This is a genomic window from Streptomyces profundus (assembly GCF_020740535.1).
Taxonomy (GTDB): Bacteria; Actinomycetota; Actinomycetes; order Streptomycetales; family Streptomycetaceae; genus Streptomyces; species Streptomyces profundus.
The window spans coordinates 5,471,254-5,490,496 of record NZ_CP082362.1 but is presented as its reverse complement, the minus strand read 5'-3'; the positions used below and the strand labels follow the sequence as shown (position 1 = coordinate 5,490,496).

Genomic DNA, 19,243 nt, shown 5'->3' with positions numbered 1-19,243 from the left:
CGGTTGTCAGCGCCGACCGGGGGGCCGGCGCTCCTGACGCCCCGACGCGCAGTGCCGGGGGTCGACCTGTCTTATGACCGCCACGGACCGAGACGCGCTGCCGCCTACGCCCCGGCGGGAGCCGGAGCGCCCCGGCGGCGGGGCGTGCGAGGTCGATCCGGGTGCCCGGATCGCCACGAGAAGTGTACGGGACCGCCGCAGGCCCGGGCGACAGCCCGTCGGGAGGCGGGGAACGGCCGCCGATGAGGGTCTGACGCCGGCCGTCGAACGGCACGGGTGACGCCGTGTTCGAGCCGCACGATCACTCAAAGGTGTGGCGGAGTTTTCCACAACGACTGACTTATCCACCAAGATCCACATCTTTTCCGCAGAGCCGTCACAGTGTGTGACGGAGGTGATGCGGCATGAATCAGCGAGGTGCGCTGGGCCGCTTCGGCGAGGATCTCGCCGTGCGGCGGCTGCGACGGTCGGGAATGACCGTCCTTGAGAGGAACTGGCGCTGTAGCGCCGGGGAGATCGACATCGTGGCGGCGGATCGGTCGGCCGGTCCCGCGCTGGTGGTCTGCGAGGTGAAGACGCGCAGGGCCCGCGGGTTCCAACATCCGATGGCGGGGCTCTCGCCCTCCCAGGCACGGCGGCTGCGCGCGCTGGCGCAGCGGTGGCTCTGCGAGCGCTGGCTCGCGGCACACCCGGCGCCGCCGCCCGGCGGCGTCCGGATCGACCTGATCGGGGTGCTGCTGCCCGAGCGCGGCGCCGCGCGGGTGGAGCATGTCAGGGGGGTGGCGTGATGGCCTTCGCACGCACCTGTGCCGTCGCCCTGGTCGGGGTGGAGGGCGTCGTGGTCGAGGTACAGGCCGATCTGGAGCCGGGCGTGGCGGCGTTCTCCCTGGTGGGGCTCGCTGACAAGTCGCTCAGCGAGAGCCGGGACCGGGTGCGGGCCGCCGTGGTCAACTCCGGCACGGCCTGGCCGCAGAAGAAGCTCACGGTGGGCCTGAGTCCGGCCGCCGTCCCCAAGTGCGGCAGCGGGTTCGATCTCGCCGTCGCCTGCGCCGTGTTGGCCGCCGCCGAGCGGATCGATCCCCGGTCGATCGCCGATGTGATGATGATCGGCGAGCTGGGCCTGGACGGGCGGGTGCGCCCGGTGCGCGGGGTGCTCCCCGCCGTGCTCACGGCGGCCGGGGCCGGCTATCGCCAGGTGGTGGTGCCGGAGCAGACGGTGGCCGAGGCCGCGCTGGTGCCCGAGGTGGCGGTGCTCGGGGTGCGCAGCCTGCGGCAGTTGATCGCGCTGCTCTCCGACGAGCCGGTGCCCGATGAGCCGGTGGAGGAGGAGCCGGCCGGCTCCCGGCTCCCGCTGGGCTCCGGCTGGGGCCAGCCGCCGGCCGGCGATCTCTTCAGCCCGCTCCCCGACGGCCGCACGCCGGATCTGGCGGAGGTCTCCGGCCAGTCGCTGGCCCGCAAGGCGCTGGAGGTCGCCGCCGCCGGCCGGCACCATCTGCTGCTCAAGGGCGCCCCAGGCGCGGGGAAGACGATGCTGGCCGAGCGGCTCCCCGGGCTGTTGCCGCCGCTGACCAGGCAGGAGTCGCTTGAGGTCAGCGCGGTGCATTCGGTGAGCGGCTCGCTGCCGACGGGCCGGCCCCTGATCGATCGGCCGCCCTACTGCTCCCCCCACCACTCCGCCTCCATGCCCGCCCTGGTCGGCGGCGGCAGCGGAGTGCCCCGTCCCGGCGCGATCTCGCTGGCCCACCACGGCGTGCTCTTCCTGGACGAGGCCGCCGAGATGAGCAGCCAGGCGCTGGACGCGCTGCGCCAACCCCTGGAGTCGGGCTGTGTGGTGGTGGCGCGCGCGGCGGGCGTGGTGCGGATGCCGGCCAGGGTGCTGCTGGTCATGGCCACCAACCCCTGCCCCTGCGGGCGCCATGGCTCTCCGCTGGGGGACTGCGAATGCCTGCCCAGCACGGTGCGCCGGTATCGGGCCAGGCTCTCGGGGCCGCTGCTCGACCGGGTGGATCTGCGCGTCCCGGTGGAGCCGGTGAGCCGGGCCGAGCTGATCGCCCCGGCCTGCGGCGGCGAGTCGACGGCGCGGGTCGCGGGGCGGGTGCTCGCCGCGCGGGCGCGCGCGGCGGCTCGGTTCGCCGACACCCCCTGGCGCACCAACAGCGAGGTTCCGGGCCACGAGCTGCGCACCCGGTGGGCGCCATCGCCCGGAGCGCTGGACAGGGCCGAGCGGGACATGGATCGCGGGCTGCTCACGGCCCGAGGGCTCGACCGGGTGCTGCGGGTCGCGTGGACGGTGGCCGATCTCGCCGAACACGACCGCCCCTCCGCCCTCGATGTGGACGCGGCCCTGGAGCTGCGGACGGGCGTGCGGCGCGGCTCGGGCCTCGCGGGGAGTCTGTCGTGATCCCCCCGCCCGAACGGCTGGCGCGGGCCGCTCTGGCCCGGGTCGCGGAGCCAGGTGATCCGCTGGTGGGGCGTTGGCTGGCCGAGTCGGGCCCGCTCGCCGTCTGGGATGCGTTGCGCTCGGGCGGTGCGGCGCTGCCCGGGGCCAGTGCCGAGCGCTGGGCCGGGCTGCTGCTGCGCGCCCGGCGCGCGAGGCCGGAGGCGGATATCGGGCTGATCGGTGAGCTGGGCGGGCGGTTCGTCTGCCCTGGTGATCGGGAGTGGCCGACCCAGCTGGACGATCTGGGCGTGACCAGGCCGATCGGGCTGTGGTTGCGCGGGGCGTGCTCGCTGCGGTTCGTCTCCCTGCGTTCGGTGGCCCTGGTGGGGGCCAGGGCCTGCACGGACTACGGCGCCCATGTCACGGTCGAGTTGGCGACCGGCCTGGCCGAGCGCGGCTGGACGGTCGTCTCCGGCGCCGCCTACGGGATCGACGGCGCCGCGCATCGCGGCGCGCTGTCGGTCTCGGGGGCGACGGTCGCTGTCCTGGCCTGTGGGGTGGACGTCAGCTATCCCTCCGCGCACCGGGAGTTGCTCGACCGGATCGCGGCCGGCGGGCTGCTGGTCGCCGAGTTGGCGCCGGGCGACCATCCCACACGCGGGCGCTTCGTTCTGCGGAACCGCGTCATCGCCGCGTTGACCAGGGGCACGGTGGTGGTGGAGGCGGGCCGGCGCAGCGGCGCGCTGAACACCGCGAGCCACGCCCGGCGCGTGGGCCGGCATCTGATGGCGGTCCCGGGCCCGGTGACATCCGGTCTGTCGGCCGGCGCGCACCGCCTGATCCGGGCGGAGGCGACGCTGGTCGGGGACGCGGCCGAGATCGTCGAACTGGTCGGTGAGATGGGCGAGCTGGCCGATCCGGGGCCTTCGCCCCTGGTGCCCCGCGATCTGCTGGCGCCCCGGGCGGCCCTGGTGTTGGACGCGCTGCCGGGCCATGGGGACAGCACGCTGACGGAGGTGGCCGGCGGCGCGTGCACCAGCGAGGCGGACGCCCTCGCCAGACTGCGGGAGCTCTGCGGCCTCGGCTTCGTCGAACGGGTGGGCGAGCGTTGGCGGTTGGCTCCCGAGTCAACCCGACACGCGCGGGTCGTGCCGGCGAGCGCCCATGGCGGCCCGTAACTCCAGGGTGCGGCCAGCGGAACGTATCTGCGCATCGGCGCGGACACGGCACCTGCGCGATGCGACCTCTCAGTCACGCTACGCTCACAGAGTTCTGTCGCCAGAACCCGCACGGACCCCCCTCAGAACGGCTCAAGACGACGTATGCCCCAGCACTCCCTCGGGCCTTGGCATGTGGCCCAGGCAGCACCGGCCGTGGCGGAGGGCGCCATGATCCCCCCGGCCCCCTCAGCGCTCGACGAGCTGTGGCGTGCTTACAAGTCATCGGCGGACGAACGGCTCCGCGAGCAGCTGATCCTCCACTACTCACCGTTGGTGAAGTACGTGGCCGGTCGGGTGAGCGTGGGGCTGCCCCCCAACGTGGAGCAGGCCGACTTCGTCTCCTCGGGCATCTTCGGCCTCATCGACGCCATCGAGAAGTTCGATCCGACCCGCGCCATCAAGTTCGAGACCTATGCCATCACCCGGATCAGGGGGGCGATGATCGACGAACTGCGCGCCCTGGACTGGATTCCCCGCTCGGTCCGGCAGAAGGCCCGGGCCATCGAGCGGGCCTACGCCACCCTGGAGGCCTCCCTGCGGCGGACGCCCTCGGAGGCCGAGGTCGCGGCGGAGATGGATATCGCCCTGGAGGAACTGCACGCCGTGTTCAGCCAGTTGTCGCTGGCCAATGTCGTGGCCCTGGAGGAGCTCCTGCACGCCGGGGAGGGCGGCGGCGACCGGCTCAGCCTGATGGACACGCTGGAGGACACCGCGGCGGACAACCCGGTGGAGGTGGCAGAGGATCGCGAGCTGCGCCGTCTGCTGGCACGCGCGGTCAACACGCTGCCCGATCGGGAGAAGACGGTGGTGACCCTCTACTACTACGAGGGGTTGACGCTCGCCGAGATCGGCGCGGTGCTCGGGGTCACGGAGAGTCGGGTCAGCCAGATCCACACCAAGTCGGTGCTTCAGTTGCGCGCGAAACTCGCCGATGTGACCGGCTGATCCGGCCACCGGCACCGGTGGGCCGGCTGACGCCCTACAGTGAGAAGGTGCCCAGGATTCGAGCAGCCACGGTGGCCGAGCACCGCAAGATGCGGCGCGCTGCCCTGCTGGACGCCGCGCGCTCCCTCCTGGCCGAGGGCGGCGCCCGCGCCCTGACGTTCCCGGCGCTGGCCGAGCGGACGGGGCTGGCCCGCTCCTCGGTGTATGAGTACTTCTCCTCCCGGGCGGATCTGGTCGCCGAGCTGTGCGCCACCGACTTCCCGCTCTGGGCCGCCGAGATCGAGGCGGCGATGGATGCCGCGGACACGCCTCGGGAGAAGATCACCGCCTATGTGCGGCAGCAGTTGGCCCTCGCCACCGACCAGCGCCACCAGGCCGTCGTCGCCATCTCCAGCAGCGAGCTGGACGATGCGACGCGGGCGGGCATCAGGGCGGCCCACGGCGCGTTGGCCGAGCTGGTGGTCGGAGTGCTGCGGGACCTGGGCCACCGGGAGCCGGCCGTGGTGGCCGGGCTGCTGCGCGGGATCATCGACGCGGCCGTCACCACCGTCGCCGCCGCCGACGGGCCCGACGCCCCCTCCTTCGAGCGGATCGCCGAAGTGGCCGCCCGGGTCGCCGTGGACGGCGTGGCCGCCGGCGAGGCCATCGCCCTCGACGGGCTCGGGAACGCCGAGGGTCGGCAGCAGCCGGGCGGGCCCCCGGCGTAGCAGCCGCTCGGGAACGAGCGCGAGCGGATCCTCGTAGCGGTCCTCGCGCCGCAGGCCCCAGTGCAGGCAGGGCACGGCGCAGTGGAACGGCCCGGACGCCAGCTCGCCCAGCACCTGCCCGGCCACCACCCGATCCCCCTCCCGCACGGCCGGCGTGACCGGCTCATGGGTCAGCCGGAGTGGGGGCAGCCCGGAGCCCGCCAGCTCGACCGTGACCACTCCGCGCCCCGCGACCGTTCCGGCGAAGGAGACCCGCCCCTCGGCCGCCGCCCGCACGAGGGCCCCGGGCGCGGTGGCCAGATCCACCCCCCGGTGTCCCGCGGCCCAGGGCCGGGGCGGCGGCTCGAAGCCTCGCTCCACCACGGGCCGCTCGCCCCCGTCCGCCCCCGGCACCGGCCAGCCGGACCCGGCCGAGCCCTCGCTCGCCCCGAGGGCTTCCCCGACGGCGGAACCGCCGCCCTGCTCCCCCGGTCGGGCGTTCGCCACCTGCGGGGCGCTCGCCCTCGCGAGCTCGGAGGAGGCGGCGGCGGGCGCACGGGACGGGGACGAGGACGCCGGCCCCGGGCCCAGCAGGGCCAGGGCGGACGTCAGACACAGCAGCGCGGTCAGCGGACCGATGAGCGACCTCATGCCGCGCAGACTGGCATGCCGGCGAGGCCCAGAGGGGCAGTGATCGCAAATCTGTGGACAACCGGGCCACTGGCGAGAAACCGCTCACCCGCGCGAGTGAAACGGAAGCACTAGCCTCCGCGCCCGCCCCGAAAACCGTTGTCCTCGGGCAGGTCCAACTCGCTGCGGTTGAGCTCCTCGATGTTCACGTCCTTGAACGTGAGCACCCGCACCTGCTTGACGAAGCGAGCCGGCCTGTACATGTCCCAGACCCAGGCATCCGCCATGGAGACCTCGAAGAACACCTCGCCCTGAACCGAGTGCACCTGCATCTCGTAGTCATTGGTGAGGTAGAAACGACGCTCAGTTTCGATCACATACGTGAATAGCCCGACCACGTCCCGGTACTCCCGGTAGAGCTTCAGCTCCATCTCGGTCTCGTACTTTTCGAGGTCCTCGGCACTCATGGCGTGATCCCCTTCAGCCGTGCGTCCCCTCATTGTGCGTCACCGATGACGAGCGCACGCCATCGCGCCGGGAACGCGAGGTCAGCCGGGCGATCGGCGGATAGGCGGCGCCGGCGATGATCAACACGGCGCCCGCCCCCGTGGCCCACACCAGCGGCCACAGCGGGCCGTCCCCCGACACGCCGCCCGGCTGCTCGGCGAAGCCGCTGGCCTCGGGCAACGAGCCGATCCGGTCGAACGGCCAGACTGTGGCCTCCACCCGGGCGGACACCGCGTCAACCGGCACCGTCCCCGGGTTGCCCTCCGCGAGCAGGCTGCGCGAATCCAGGGAATCAGACCGATCATCCCCGAGCAGGAACAGCTCTCCCTCGGGCACCTCGGCGGTGAAACCGGTCGGCGAGGCGGCGTACTCCTCGTACTCCTCATCCAGATAGGGCTCGTCGATGGGATCGCCGTTCACCAGCAACCGGCCGGAGTCGTCACAGCAGGCGACCGTGTCGCCGCCCATGCCGACGACCCGCTTGATCATCGGCAGATCGCCCCACTCGGCGTCGCTGAAGACCACCACATCCCCGCGCCGGACCTCATGGCCCTCGATCCGCTCGGCGAGCACCCGATCCCCCGAGGACACCACGGGGGCCATGGAGTCCGTCGGCACCGTGTACGGCTGATAGAGAAACGCGGCCAGCACGAACCCGCCGAGAAACAGCACACAGCCAAGGCCCACCGCAACGCTGGACAGCGCACGGCCGAGTCGTCCACCACGGCGTGGAGTCCCGCTCATCGGCGCCCCCTCCCGATTCGTCTCAGGAGGTGACACTACCCAGCGGCCGGGAGTCGATCAGCCCTCGGGGGATCGCGTCCCCGTCACGGACGTGGTCACGACCGCCGGCACCTGCCCGGCCGTGGCGGCCCGGTGGCGGCGCCACCACGCCAGCGGCACCACGCCCACCAGCGCCGCTGAGCCCGGCGTCCCGGCGAGCGCGGCGCCGGCCACCGCCCCGAGCTCGCCCGAAACCGGCAGCGTGCCCCAACGCGTCACCGGCCAGGCGATCACGATCGCGCGGCCCACCACGTCGTCCTCGGAGACCGTGCCCTGCCCGGGGAGGTTCTGGTGGTAGCGGGAGTCGAGGGAGTCCTGGCGGTGGTCGCCCATCATCCACAGGCGCCCCTCCGGCACCTCGATCGGGCCGAACGGCCGGTCGTCGCAGGGGGTGTTGCCGGGATAGAGATAGGCGCTCTCGTCCAGAGCCTCGCCGTTCACCAGGACGGGACCGCCCTTGTGGCACTCCACGGTGTCCCCACCGACCGCGATCACCCGCTTGATCAGGTCCTGGTCCTCGGCGGACGGCATCAGGCCGATGAAGCTCAGCCCGTCCTGGATGACCGCGCCCACCCCCTCGTTGGACGGGGACTCGCCGAGCCAGCCACCCGGATCGTGGAAGACCACCACGGCGCCCCGGTCCGGCGTGTTGCCGAACCAGGGGGTGAGCTTGTCCACCAGCACCCGGTCCCCGCGCTGGAGGGTGTTCTGCATGGAGTCCGAGGGGATGGAGAACGCCTGTAGCAGGAACGTCTTGATGACCAGCGCCAACGCCACGGCGATGACGATGAGGATCGGCAGTTCCTTCCAGAAGGACCGCTGCTTGCGCCGACCGGCGCCGTCCCCGGCGGCCTCGTCCCCGCCGGCGCTAGCCGGATCCGTCTTCTCCAGCCGGATCCGCTCCTCCTCGGCAGCCTCGGGCGCGACGTCTTCGGCGTCGCCGGCGGCCGACCGCGCGTCGGAGGGACCATCGCCGGGCGGCTCGCCAGTCGGACTCACCGGACGACGCTCCTCCGGCTCCTCCGCGTTGGATCGCGCACCCACCGCCACATCCCCCACATCCGCTCCTCTTGCTACGCAGTGACCCGTCCGAGGGCCGCAACAGGCCCACCACACCCATAACGAGCGGGAGTTCCGCAGGAATCGGCAGGGAGGGCTTTTCCTTGGCTTGGCCGGAACCCCGGGCGTCGACGGTGCCGCCTCCCGGCTCCGGCACCCCGGAGAACGCCTCCGTGTCGCCGAGCCGTTGCCAGTGTCCGAAGGGCCACGCGATCACCATGGCCCGCCCCACCACAAGGTCCTCCGGTACCGTACCTTGCCCCGGGTCGTCCAGGTGATAGCGGGAATCAGCGGAGTTGGAGCGATGATCCCCCATCACGAAGAGGCGCCCCTGGGGCACCTCGACGTCGAACTCGATCTGGGACGGCGGATTTCCCGGGTAGAGGTAGGGCTCGTCCAACGCGGCACCGTTCACCGTGATCCTGCCGCCCTCGTCGCAGCAGACCACCGTGTCACCGCCGACCGCGATCACCCGCTTGATCAGGTCCTGGTCGTCCTGGGACGGCAGCAGACCGATCCAGGTCAGCGCGTCCTTGACCTGCTTGATCCCCATCGGGGGATCGTCGACCTCGCCCACGGGCTCCTGGTCGAGCCAGCCGCCCGGGTCCTTGAAGACCACCACGTCGCCGCGGCTCGGCTCCCAGCCGAACCAAGGGGTGAGCTTGTCGACCAACACCCGGTCGTCGATCTTGATCGTCTGTTCCATGGACCCCGAAGGGATCACGAACGCCTGCACCAGGAACGTCTTCAGGAAGAGCGCGATCAGCAGCGCGGTGCCGATCAGGATCGGTATCTCGCGGGTGGCGCGCAGCCGTCTGCGGCGCTTGATGCGCTTCGCCGCCCGGCGACGATCCGCGCGGCCCTCGCCCGGGCCGCGCAGCGTGGCGGGAGGCTCCTGGGCCCCCGGCTCCTGGGAGGACTCCCCCGCCGGCTCGCCCGGCTCCGCCGACGGCTCGCCACGGGGTGCGGCGTGCCGGCCCCAGCGCGGCTCGTCCGACGGGCTGGACGGTGCGTTGGGCTCCTGGCCGCCCTCCCCGCCCGGCCGTCTCCGGCCCGCGCCACCGGCCCGCCGACCGCGCGGGCGGCCACGCTCACCCATGGTCCGACCGGAGGGAAGTCCAGTGGCCGATGGGCCAACCGACCCACTCGGCACGGCCGATGACCTTGTTTTCGGGGACGGTGCCGCCTCCCGGGGCGCCGAGGTACTCCCGGGAGTCCGCCGAGTCCGAACGGTGGTCGCCCATTACCCACAACCGTCCCTCAGGCACTCGAATATCAAACCTGACATTCGAAGGTTTGTCCCCCGGATAGAGATATGGCTCGTCCAACGGCTCGCCGTTGACCTCGATCCTTCCCTCGTCGTCGCAGCAGATCACCCGGTCTCCCCCGATGCCGATCACCCGCTTCACGAAGTCCGTATCGGACGACCGCGCCAGCCCCACGGCGCCGGCGGCCGTCCGCACCAACCCCTCGATCAGCCCGGGGTCCGGCTTCTCGGCGACAAACGATCCGCTGCCGTCGAAGACGACGATGTCACCGCGGCGGATCTCGCCCCCGAACGCGTACGCCAGCTTGTTCACCAACACCCGGTCACCGACGCGCAGCGTACCCTCCATGGACCCGCTGGGGATCACGAAGGGCTGCATCACGAACCTGCTGACCAACGAGGTGATCACCACCGTGGCCAGCAGCACGGAGAGCCAGAAACGCGTCGAGCGCGACCAACGCCTCCTGGCCCTGGGCCGGTCGGAGGACTGGTCGCGCTCGGAGCGTTCTGCTGCGGGCTCTGCCGGGGGTTCTGCCGCGTCGGAGTCAGTCACGCGGAGATGCTAACCGGCCGCCCGAGCGGCTCAGTTCTCCCGCTTCTCCTTGATCTTCGCGGCCTTGCCCCGCAGGTTGCGCAGGTAGTAGAGCTTGGCGCGGCGGACGTCACCGCGGGTCACGACCTCGATCTTCTCGGCGACCGGGGTGTGCACCGGGAAGGTGCGCTCGACGCCCACGCCAAAGCTGATCTTGCGGACCGTGAAGGTCTCCCTGACGCCGGAACCCTGGCGGCGGATGACCACGCCCTTGAACTGCTGCACCCGGGAGCGGTTTCCCTCGATGACGCGGACGTGGACGTTGACGGTGTCCCCCGGCCGGAAGTTCGGCACGTCCTCGCGCAGCGATGCGCTGTCGATGCTGTCCAGGAGGTTCATGGTCTGCTGCTTTCCTCGTCGATGCCACAGGTCATCGGCGGAACGTTCGATATGACGGGTGGGTGCGGCCCGGACGCACTCGGCGGCGTCCGTCCCCCTGTGGCGGGGTCGCGCGCCGGGCGTGAGCCAGCGACCTATTCTTCCACGGCGGAGGACACACGCCAAAATCGGCCATCGGGGCCCGGCTCCCAGCCCAGCTCGGTCAGCGTCTCCCGATCCTGCCGGTCGAACGCCTCAACGGCGCAACCGGCGATCAGATCCGGCCTGTTGGCGCTGGTGCGGCGGAGCGCCTCGTCCCTGCGCCAGCGGGCGATCCGGCCGTGGTGGCCGCTGCTGAGCACCTCGGGGACGATCCGCCCGCGCCACTCGGGCGGCTTGGTGAAGACCGGCCCCTCCAGCAGCTCAGCCATCGCGCCGGGCGCGAAGGAGTCGTCCCGATGCGAGGCGGCGTTGCCCAGCACCCCGGGGAGCAGCCGGGCCACGGCCTCGACCATCACCAGCACCGGCGCCTCGCCGCCCGCCAGCACGTAGTCCCCGATGGAGACCTCCCGCACGTCCAGCCGCTGCGCGTACTCGTCGATGACCCGGCGGTCGATGCCCTCGTAGCGGGCGGGCGTGAACACCAGCCAGGGCTCCGCGGCCAGCGCGACCGCCAGCTCCTGGGTGAACGGCCGGCCGCTGGGCGTCGGGACGATGACCACCGGCCGCCCCTCGCCCGAGGCGAGCACCGCGTCCAGCGCCTCGCCCCAGGGCTCGGGCTTCATCACCATCCCCGGGCCACCGCCATAGGGGGTGTCGTCGACGGTGTGGTGGCGGTCGTGGGTCCAGGAGCGGAGGTCGTGCACGCGGACGTCGAGCTGCCCCCGGGCGCGTGCCTTGCCGACCAGGGAGACGTTCAGCGGCTCCAGGTACTCGGGGAAGATCGTGATGACGTCCAGCCTCATGCGCCGGCCTCGTCCGAGGCGCCCCCGGCGCCGGCGTCGAGCAGCCCAGGCGGGGGGTCGACGACCACGCGGCGGCCCCTGATGTCGACGGTCGGCACGATGGCCTCGACAAACGGCACGAACACCTCGCCGCCGTCCGGCCTGGTCACCACCAGCAGGTCCTGGGCGGGCGGATGGGCGATCTCCGTGACCTCGCCGACCGGCTCGCCCCCGGTGGTGACCACCTGGAGCCCGACCAGCTGATGGTCGTAGAACTCCTCGGGGTCGTCCGGGAGTTGCTCCGGGTCGACCTCGGCGACCAGCAGCGTGTTCCGCAGCGCCTCGGCCCCGTCACGCCCGGTGACGCCGACGAAGCGCAGCAGCAGCCGACCGCTGTGCACCCGCCCGCTCTCGATGGTCAGCGGGCCCGTCTCCGGCGGCTCCGTGGCCAGCACCTGGCCGGGGGCCAGCCGCAGTTCGGGCTCGTCCGTGCGGACCTCGACGGTGACCTCGCCCTTGATGCCATGGGCCCGGCCGACCCGCGCGACGACCAGCTGCACTGTGTTTCCGCTCCTCGGTGGATGGGGGCCACCCCACACCGGCGCACGGCCGGTCGTCGATGGCCGGGAGACGCGAGGGCCGGGTGCGACGACTGCCGCACCCGGCCCTTGCGTGTGATGCCACGTGACGCCTCAGCGGACCTCGTCCGCGTCCACCAGATCGACGCGGATGCCCTTGCCGCCGAGCGCGCCCACGACCGTGCGCAGCGACCGCGCGGTGCGACCGTTGCGGCCGATCACCTTCCCCAGGTCGTCGGGGTGGACCCGGACTTCGAGGACGCGTCCCCGACGCAGGGTGCGCGAAGCGACCTGGACCTCATCGGGATGATCGACGATGCCCTTCACCAAGTGTTCCAGGGCCTCCTCGAGCATCTCAGCCCTCGGACGACTCGGCCGGGGCCTGCGCCTCGGAGGCGGCCTTCTTGTCGGCCTTCTTCGCCTTCGGAGTGATGGCCTCGCCCTTGGGCGCGCCACCGGACTCCTTGGCAGCGGCCTCGAAGGTGGCGCGGCGGTCGGCCTTGGGGGCGGCGACCTTCATGGGCGGCGGGGCCGGCAGACCCTTGAACTTCTGCCAGTCGCCGGTGACCTTGAGGATGGCCAGCACGGGCTCGGTGGGCTGGGCGCCGACGCTCAGCCAGTGCTGCACGCGGTCCGTGTCCACCTCGATGCGCGAGGGGTTCTGCACCGGGTGGTACAGGCCGATCTCCTCGATGGCCCGGCCGTCACGGCGGGTGCGGGAGTCGGCGACGATGATGCGGTAGTGAGGCGAACGGATCTTGCCCAGTCGCTTCAACTTGATCTTGACTGCCACGAGTGTGGTGTCTCCTGCGTGATTGACGTGGTGAGCCCCGCCCTCGCCGCGTGGGGTTGCGGCGGGCCCGGGCCCGGTGGACGCGTCAGCCGGAGGAGAGAGGGTCCTGTGCGACTGTCGAGTTCAGCGGACCATTCTGCCACAGTCGTTCAGGAGGAGGCTCCCACCGTTACGACGTCCACGATCTGGAAGGGCTTCTTGCAGGCCCCGCAGACGATCGGCGCCTGGGCCAGGACGGAGGGGACCACGCGGACGTTGCGCCCGCACTCGCAGACGGCCTTGACGCGCACCCCTCCGCCGGAGGAGCCATGGCGGGCGGCGGGCCCCCGGAAGCTGCGCTTGGTGTCCGTGGCCGTGGCGACGAGATGCGCCTTGAGGGCGCGCTGGAGCCGCTCGGCCGTGGGCCGGTAGCGGCGCCTGGTCTCGGGGCTCATGGTGACGAGCGAGAAGCCGCTGCTCGGATGCGGATCCTCGGGGTGGTCCAGGCCCAACTCCTCGGCGATGGCGAGGAAACGGCGGTTGTGGTAACGCCCGGCCCGCGAGGTGTCCCGCACCCCTCGGGCGGCTGCGATGCCGTGCACCGCCTCATGCAGCAGGCGTTCGAAGGAGAGCTCGGCCCCGCAGGCGGACGAGGACTCTCCGATCAGGGATTCGGGCGCGGCCAGATCCGGCAGCTCCGGGTGGTGCCGTTGGATATCGGCCCACGCGTGTGCCAGCTCGGCGGCGAGTACTGGTGGTGTCGTGCTCACGTCGTGCTTAACGAGCGACATCCCCGGTGTGTTCCGATTCCGGGGCAAGTCCGCGAATTTGCACTTACCAGTCAGTTCGTAGCACACACCGACCAGCTCGCCCACCCCCCACACCCGTTCCGGGGCGGCCGACGGGCCGCCCCGGAGAGCGGGGGATCAGTAGGAGCGGCCCACCACGGCGATGGTGCCGGGGGCGTCGTCCGAGGCGGGCACGGAGCCGTCCTCGGCGACGAGACAGCGAACGGTGACCGCGTCCTGCGCGAGCCTGGCCTCGCCCTCGGGGCCGAGGTCGGCCCAGGGGATCCTGGCCCAGCCGCCGGCCTTGGTCGCGGCCTCGACCGCCTCCTCGATGGTCGAGACGTCCCAGGTCCTGCTCTCCCGGCGCTCCCTGGACTGCCGCAGCAGCAGTTCCTGGTCCTCCTCCAGGACCGTGGGCACCACCGTGGGCAGCGCGTCGACGGCCACCGGCTCCTTGCCGCCGGCGATGCGCCGGACCAGCATCGCGGTGCCGCCGGCCAGATCCCGGGGGCCGACCTCGATCCGCACCGGGACGCCCTTCAGCTCCCAGTCCACCGCGCGCCGGCCGAACGGCACATCCGTGCGGTCGTCGACCTCGACGCGCACCCCGGCCGCTGAGAGCGCGGCACCGATCTCGCGGACCTTGGCCAGCACGGCCTCGTCTTCCTTGATCGCCAGCACCACGGCCTGGGTGGCGGCGAGCCGGGGCGGCACCCGCAGCCCGTTGTCGTCGCCGTGGGACATGATCATCCCGCCGATGGTGCGGGTGGAGAGGCCCCAGGAGGTCTGCCAGACCAGCTCGCGCTCGCCGTCCTTCCCGAGGAAGCGGGTGTCGAAGGCGCGGGCGAAGTTCTGGCCCAACTCGTGGCTGGTGGCCATCTGGAGGGCCTTGCCGTCGCCCATCATCGCTTCCAGGGTGAGCGTGTTGATGGCGCCGGCGAACCGCTCGGAGGGGGTCTTGCGCCCCCACACCACGTCGATGGCCATCACGTCGCTGATCACGTCGGCGTAGACGTCCGTGTGGATCAGCGAAGCGAAGTCCCTGGCGTCCTCGTAGCTGGCGTGCGCCGTGTGGCCCTCCTGCCAGAGGAACTCGGTGGTGCGCAGGAAGACCCGCGGGCGCATCTCCCAACGGACCACGTTGGCCCACTGGTTGATCAGCAGCGGCAGGTCGCGGTAGCTCTGCACCCACTTCGCGAAGTACTCGTTGATGATGGTCTCGGAGGTGGGCCGCACCACGGCGGGCTCCTCCAGCTGCTTGCCGCCACCGTGGGTGACCACGGCCAGCTCGGGGGCGAACCCCTCGACGTGCTCGGCTTCCCTGGCCAGGTAGGACTGGGGGATCAGCAACGGGAAGTAGGCGTTGCGCGCGCCGGCCGCCTTGATCCGGGTGTCCAGCTCCGCCTGCACCCGCTCCCAGAGACCGTAGCCATACGGTCGGATGACCATGGTGCCGCGCACCGGCCCGTTGTCGGCCAACTCGGCCTTGCTGATCACTTCCTGGTACCAGCGCGGGAAGTCCTGCGCCTGGGGGGTGAGTACGGGAGCCTTTGCCATGGCGCAGATGGTACGGGGGAACGGGCTCCAACCGTGAATCCGTTGCCGCCGGAGCCCGTTCCCCGCCGCCGTCACTTCGGCGGCAGGATGTCCCGGAACTCCTTGGGCAGCTCGAAGTCACCCGGGTCCTGGCCGGCGCCCGGGATGCCGAACGTGCCGCCGTCCTCCTGACGACCGCCCGCCTCCGCCTCGGCCTGGCGCTTCATCGGGTTGCCCGACCTGCGCCGGCCCTTGGCCTTCTTCGGCTGCTGCTTGCCCTTGCGCTTGCCACCGCCGGGGCCGCCCATCCCCGGGATGCCCGGCATCCCTGGCATCCCGCCGCCCTGGGCCATCTTGGACATCATCTTGCGGGCCTCGAAGAACCGCTCCACCAGGCCCTTGACCGCGCTGACGTCCACCCCGGAGCCGCGCGCGATGCGGGCCCGGCGCGAGCCGTTGATGCTCTTCGGGTCGGCGCGCTCGCCCGGGGTCATCGACTTGATGATGGCGGCGGTGCGGTCCACCTCGCGCTCGTCGAGGTTGTTGATCTGGTCCCGCATCTGCCCCATGCCCGGCATCATGCCGAGCAGCTTGGAGATGGAGCCCATCTTGCGGACCTGCTCCATCTGGGACAGGAAGTCGTCGAGGGTGAACTCCTTGGGCCCCTTGGCGAGTTTGCCGGCGAGCTTCTCCGCCTCCTGCTGGCTGAAGGTGCGCTCGGCCTGCTCGATCAGGCTGAGGACATCGCCCATGCCCAGGATGCGGGACGCCATCCGGTCCGGGTGGAAGGCGTCGAACTCGTCCAGCTTCTCGCCGTTGGAGGCGAACATGATCTGCCGGCCGGTGACCTGCGCGACGGAGAGCGCCGCACCGCCCCTGGCGTCGCCGTCGAGCTTGGAGAGGACCACGCCGTCGAAGCCGACGCCGTCCCGGAACGCCTCGGCCGTGGTGACGGCGTCCTGGCCGATCATCGCGTCGACGACGAAGAGGACCTCGTCCGGACGGACCGCGTCCCTGATGTCGGCGGCCTGCCGCATCATCTCCTCGTCGATGCCCAGCCGGCCCGCGGTGTCGACGACCACCACGTCGTACTGCTTGTCCTTGGCGAAGGCGATGGAGTCCTCGGCGACCTTGACCGGATCGCCCACCCCGTTGCCCGGCTCCGGCGCGAAGACGGCCACCCCGGCGCGCTCGGCGACCACGGACAACTGGTTGACCGCGTTGGGGCGTTGCAGGTCGCAGGCGACCAGCAGCGGGGTGTGGCCCTGGCTCTTGAGCCAGCGGCCCAGCTTGCCGGCGAGGGTGGTCTTGCCCGCGCCCTGGAGGCCGGCGAGCATCACCACGGTCGGCGGGTTCTTGGCGAACCGCAGCCGGCGGGTCTCGCCGCCCAGGATGCCGACGAGCTCCTCGTTGACGATCTTGATGACCTGCTGGGCCGGGTTGAGCGCCTTGGAGACCTCCGTCCCCTGGGCGCGCTCCTTGACCTGCTTGATGAAGGCCCGGACGACCGGGAGGGCGACGTCGGCCTCGAGGAGGGCGATACGGATTTCCCGCGCCGTGGCATCGATGTCCGCCTCGCTCAGACGGCCTTTGCCCCTGAGGTTCTTGAACGTCGCCGCAAGGCGGTCGGAGAGTGTGTCGAACACGGCGCTGGCGAATCCTTACACATCGGCGGTCAGATCGGCGGTGCCCTCCAGCGTATCCGCCCCACGGCCCAAACCGGCAGCCCGTGCCACCACCCGCCTACCCGGCCAGCGCGCGCTCCAGGTCACGGGCCAGTTCGGTGGCCCCGGCCGGCGGCAGAGGGGCCCCGTCGGCGCCGGTCACATAGAACGCGTCGACCGCGTTGGCGCCCAGCGTGGAGACATGGGCGCTGCGGACCCTGACCCCGGCGTCCTCCAGGGCCCGGCCGATCCGGTGCAGCAGCCCGGGGGCGTCCCCGGCGCGCACCTCGAGGACGGTGGCCAGCCGGGAGCCGAGCGGGGCGACGGTGACCCGGGGCGGAGGCGCGCTCAGGGTGCGGCGACGCGGGCGGCGGTAGGCGGCCTCGCGTTCGGCCAGCCGGCCCGCGATGTCGAGCGATCCGTCCAGCACCCGCACCAGATCGGCGCGGAGCCGCTCGGCCTGGGGCAGCGAGCCGTACTCGGCGGCCACCCGCCAGTCCAGCAGCAGCACCTGCCCCTGCCCGGTGGGGTCGATGCCGCGCAGTTCGGCGGAGCGCACCGTCAGCCGGTGCAGCGCCAGCACCCCGGCGACGGCCGGCAGCACCCCGGGCTGGTCGGGCAGCGCGACGGTCAGCTCCACGCCGACGGGCTCGGACTCCGCCGCCTCCGACGCGTCCGCGCCGTCGCCGGTCTCGGTGGGACGGGCGCGCAGCCGCAGCACCGGCGCCTGGGTGCGGTACGCCTCGACGGCCAACCGCTCGGCGGCGACGGTGGGTTGGGCCTCGGTGACGGGCTCGGGCGCGGCGCCGTCCCGCAGGCTGACCCCCACCCGCTTCACCAGGTCGGCGACCAGCGAGGCGCGCCAGGTCGACCAGGCCGCCGGTCCCGTGGCGAGCGCGTCGGCCTCGGTGAGCGCGTGCAGCAGCTCCAGGGTGAGCGGGTCGCGGACGGCGTCGGCCACCAGCGAGACGGTGGCCGGATCGCCGAGGTCCCTGCGGGTGGCCGTCTCGACGAGCAGCAGATGGTGGCGGACCAGGGTGCCGAGCACCTCGGTGTCGGCGGCGTTGAAGCCGATCCTGGCCGCCATGTCCTTGGCGATGGTCTCACCGGCGACGCTGTGGTCGCCGGGCCAGCCCTTGCCCATGTCGTGCAGCAGCGCGGCGACCAGCAGCAGGTCGGGACGGCGCACCCGGCGGGTGAGCGCGGACGCGCGCACGGCGGTCTCCACCAGATGCCGGTCGACGGTCCACCGGTGCACCGGATTGCGCTGCGGACGGCAGCGCACCCGCTCCCAGTCCGGGAGCAGCCGGGTGATCAGCCCGCCGGCCTCCAGGGCCTCCCAGACGGGGACGGTGTCGGGCCCCGCGCCCAGCAGGGTGATCAACTGCTCGCGGGCCTCGGCCGGCCAGGGCACCGGCAGCGCCGCCGGCTGCGCGGCCAGCGCGGCGACGGCCGGCGGGGCCAGCGGCAGGCCGGCCTCGGCGGCGGCTGCCGCCGCGCGCAGCGGCAGCACCGGGTCCCGGTCGGGGCGGGCGGCGCGGGCCAGGCCGACCTCGCCGTCCTGTTCCACCACGCCCTCGGCCAGCGGGGTGCGGTGCTCGGCGGGGGCGGCGCGGCCGGCGCGTCCGCCCAGCAGGCCGCGCAGCCCGCGGCGCGCGCCGCGGGCGCGAAGCACCCGGCTCACCTCGCGCCAGGTGACGTCGGAGGCGTAGGCGATGGTGCGTCCCGCCTCGTAGACCTGGCGCAACAGGGTGTCGGCGTCCAGCACGCCGAGGGCGTCGGCGACCTGGTCCTGGTCCTGGAGGGCGAGCCGGTCGGTGGCCCGGCCCGTCGTCAGATGCAGCGCGTCCCGCACGTCGAGCAGGGTGTTGCGGGCGGCCTCAAGCCCCTGGCGTGGGGCGTCGGCCACCCAGGAGGCGGCGACGGCGCGCAGCGCGGTGGCGTCGCGCAGTCCGCCCCTGGCCTCCTTGAGGTCGGGTTCGAGGAGGAACGGCAGTTCGCCGTGGCGGTGGGTGCGCTCGCGGGCCAGCTCGTGGAGTTCGGGAAGCCTTGCGGGGGCCTGGGCCCGCCACTGGGCGAGGAGTTCGGTGCGGAGCTCGGCGGTGAGCGCGGCGTCGCCGGCGACATGCCGGGCGTCCAGCAGGCCGAGGTGGGCCTTGAGGTCGTCGGACGCGGTGGCGCGGGCCTCGCCGAGGGTGCGCACGGAGTGGTCGAGGGCGATGCCCAGATCCCAGACCGGGTACCAGAGTCGGTCGGCGACCGCGGCGATCTCCCCGGTGGCGGCCTTGCCGTCGTGCAGCAGCAACAGGTCGAGGTCGCTGCGCGGGGAGAGCTCGCCTCGGCCGTAGCCTCCGACGGCCACCAGGGCCAGGCGCGTGGGGCGCGGGGCCGCCCGCACCAGTCCGGCGAGCCACTCGTCGGTGAGCCGGGCGAGCCGTTCACGACGCGGCGGCCCGGACCGCGCCTCCTGGGTCAGGAGGCGCAGCCGGGCCGAGGCGTAGCCGGATTCGCGGCCCTCTTCCTCGCCGGTGGTTGGTGTCAGGGCCGTCATCCGGTCCACTCCCGTGGGGTTGT

General features: G+C 72.5%; 19 protein-coding genes and 1 pseudogene. 5 read left to right on the top strand and 15 right to left on the bottom strand.

The window, feature by feature from the left end; translation table 11 throughout:
• Positions 1-404 precede the first annotated feature (404 nt).
• From K4G22_RS24270 to K4G22_RS24250, 5 genes are all read left to right on the top strand, one after another.
• Entirely contained in the window at positions 405-788 is a 384-nt protein-coding gene (locus K4G22_RS24270) for a YraN family protein (RefSeq protein ID WP_228082458.1), read from the top strand.
• Positions 788-2,401 carry a YifB family Mg chelatase-like AAA ATPase gene (locus K4G22_RS24265; RefSeq protein ID WP_228082457.1) on the top strand — a complete coding sequence of 538 codons (1,614 nt, stop codon included), beginning with the start codon at positions 788-790 and terminating at the stop codon, positions 2,399-2,401. Before K4G22_RS24270 ends, K4G22_RS24265 begins: the two co-directional genes overlap by 1 nt.
• Entirely contained in the window at positions 2,401-3,558 is a 1,158-nt protein-coding gene (gene dprA, locus K4G22_RS24260; RefSeq protein WP_228084217.1) for a DNA-processing protein DprA, read from the top strand. The genes K4G22_RS24265 and dprA overlap by 1 nt, the downstream gene beginning before the upstream one ends.
• 144 nt (positions 3,559-3,702) lie before the next feature.
• A complete protein-coding gene (whiG, locus tag K4G22_RS24255; RefSeq protein WP_228082456.1) occupies positions 3,703-4,545 on the top strand; it encodes an RNA polymerase sigma factor WhiG in 843 nt (280 codons plus the stop codon).
• Between the two features lie 71 nt (positions 4,546-4,616).
• Positions 4,617-5,252, top strand: coding sequence for a TetR/AcrR family transcriptional regulator (locus tag K4G22_RS24250; protein WP_228084216.1), 636 nt, complete (start codon positions 4,617-4,619; stop codon positions 5,250-5,252).
• An 84-nt stretch (positions 5,253-5,336) separates the two neighbouring features.
• On the opposite strand, the pseudogene K4G22_RS24245 reads toward K4G22_RS24250, so the two are convergent.
• The 15 genes and pseudogenes from K4G22_RS24245 to K4G22_RS24175 all read right to left on the bottom strand — a co-directional run.
• A pseudogene (locus K4G22_RS24245) lies at positions 5,337-5,882 on the bottom strand (peptidoglycan DD-metalloendopeptidase family protein); the annotation flags it as partial.
• A gap of 110 nt (positions 5,883-5,992) precedes the next feature.
• Positions 5,993-6,328, bottom strand: coding sequence for a DUF2469 domain-containing protein (locus tag K4G22_RS24240; protein WP_062205944.1), 336 nt, complete (start codon positions 6,326-6,328; stop codon positions 5,993-5,995).
• 13 nt (positions 6,329-6,341) lie between these two features.
• Positions 6,342-7,112 carry a signal peptidase I gene (gene lepB, locus K4G22_RS24235; RefSeq protein WP_228082455.1) on the bottom strand — a complete coding sequence of 257 codons (771 nt, stop codon included), beginning with the start codon at positions 7,110-7,112 and terminating at the stop codon, positions 6,342-6,344.
• A gap of 57 nt (positions 7,113-7,169) precedes the next feature.
• A complete protein-coding gene (gene lepB / locus K4G22_RS24230) occupies positions 7,170-8,042 on the bottom strand; it encodes a signal peptidase I (RefSeq protein WP_228084215.1) in 873 nt (290 codons plus the stop codon).
• Positions 8,020-9,309, bottom strand: a complete 1,290-nt coding sequence (lepB, locus tag K4G22_RS24225) for a signal peptidase I (protein ID WP_228082454.1) — start codon at positions 9,307-9,309, stop codon at positions 8,020-8,022. Before lepB (K4G22_RS24225) ends, lepB (K4G22_RS24230) begins: the two co-directional genes overlap by 23 nt.
• Positions 9,302-10,030: a signal peptidase I gene (lepB, locus tag K4G22_RS24220; protein WP_228082453.1), complete on the bottom strand. Its 729-nt coding sequence runs from the start codon at positions 10,028-10,030 to the stop codon at positions 9,302-9,304. The genes lepB (K4G22_RS24225) and lepB (K4G22_RS24220) overlap by 8 nt, the downstream gene beginning before the upstream one ends.
• Positions 10,031-10,060: 30 nt before the next feature.
• Positions 10,061-10,408 carry a 50S ribosomal protein L19 gene (gene rplS, locus K4G22_RS24215; RefSeq protein WP_062205932.1) on the bottom strand — a complete coding sequence of 116 codons (348 nt, stop codon included), beginning with the start codon at positions 10,406-10,408 and terminating at the stop codon, positions 10,061-10,063.
• A 134-nt stretch (positions 10,409-10,542) separates the two neighbouring features.
• The gene (gene trmD / locus K4G22_RS24210; protein ID WP_228082452.1) at positions 10,543-11,352 is read right to left on the bottom strand and encodes a tRNA (guanosine(37)-N1)-methyltransferase TrmD; all 810 of its coding nucleotides are present in this window, start codon (positions 11,350-11,352) and stop codon (positions 10,543-10,545) included.
• A complete protein-coding gene (gene rimM / locus K4G22_RS24205) occupies positions 11,349-11,891 on the bottom strand; it encodes a ribosome maturation factor RimM (RefSeq protein WP_228082451.1) in 543 nt (180 codons plus the stop codon). The genes trmD and rimM overlap by 4 nt, the downstream gene beginning before the upstream one ends.
• A gap of 132 nt (positions 11,892-12,023) precedes the next feature.
• The gene (locus K4G22_RS24200) at positions 12,024-12,263 is read right to left on the bottom strand and encodes an RNA-binding protein (protein ID WP_062205924.1); all 240 of its coding nucleotides are present in this window, start codon (positions 12,261-12,263) and stop codon (positions 12,024-12,026) included.
• Between the two features lies 1 nt (position 12,264).
• Positions 12,265-12,702 (bottom strand): 30S ribosomal protein S16, encoded by a 438-nt coding sequence (gene rpsP / locus K4G22_RS24195; RefSeq protein ID WP_228082450.1) that lies wholly within the window; start codon positions 12,700-12,702, stop codon positions 12,265-12,267.
• A 149-nt stretch (positions 12,703-12,851) separates the two neighbouring features.
• A complete protein-coding gene (locus K4G22_RS24190) occupies positions 12,852-13,472 on the bottom strand; it encodes a hypothetical protein (protein WP_228082449.1) in 621 nt (206 codons plus the stop codon).
• A 135-nt stretch (positions 13,473-13,607) separates the two neighbouring features.
• Entirely contained in the window at positions 13,608-15,026 is a 1,419-nt protein-coding gene (gene proS, locus K4G22_RS24185; RefSeq protein ID WP_228082448.1) for a proline--tRNA ligase, read from the bottom strand.
• A 71-nt stretch (positions 15,027-15,097) separates the two neighbouring features.
• Positions 15,098-16,651: a signal recognition particle protein gene (gene ffh / locus K4G22_RS24180; protein WP_228082447.1), complete on the bottom strand. Its 1,554-nt coding sequence runs from the start codon at positions 16,649-16,651 to the stop codon at positions 15,098-15,100.
• 97 nt (positions 16,652-16,748) lie between these two features.
• Entirely contained in the window at positions 16,749-19,220 is a 2,472-nt protein-coding gene (locus K4G22_RS24175) for a [protein-PII] uridylyltransferase (RefSeq protein ID WP_228082446.1), read from the bottom strand.
• Between the last annotated feature and the right edge of the window lie 23 nt (positions 19,221-19,243).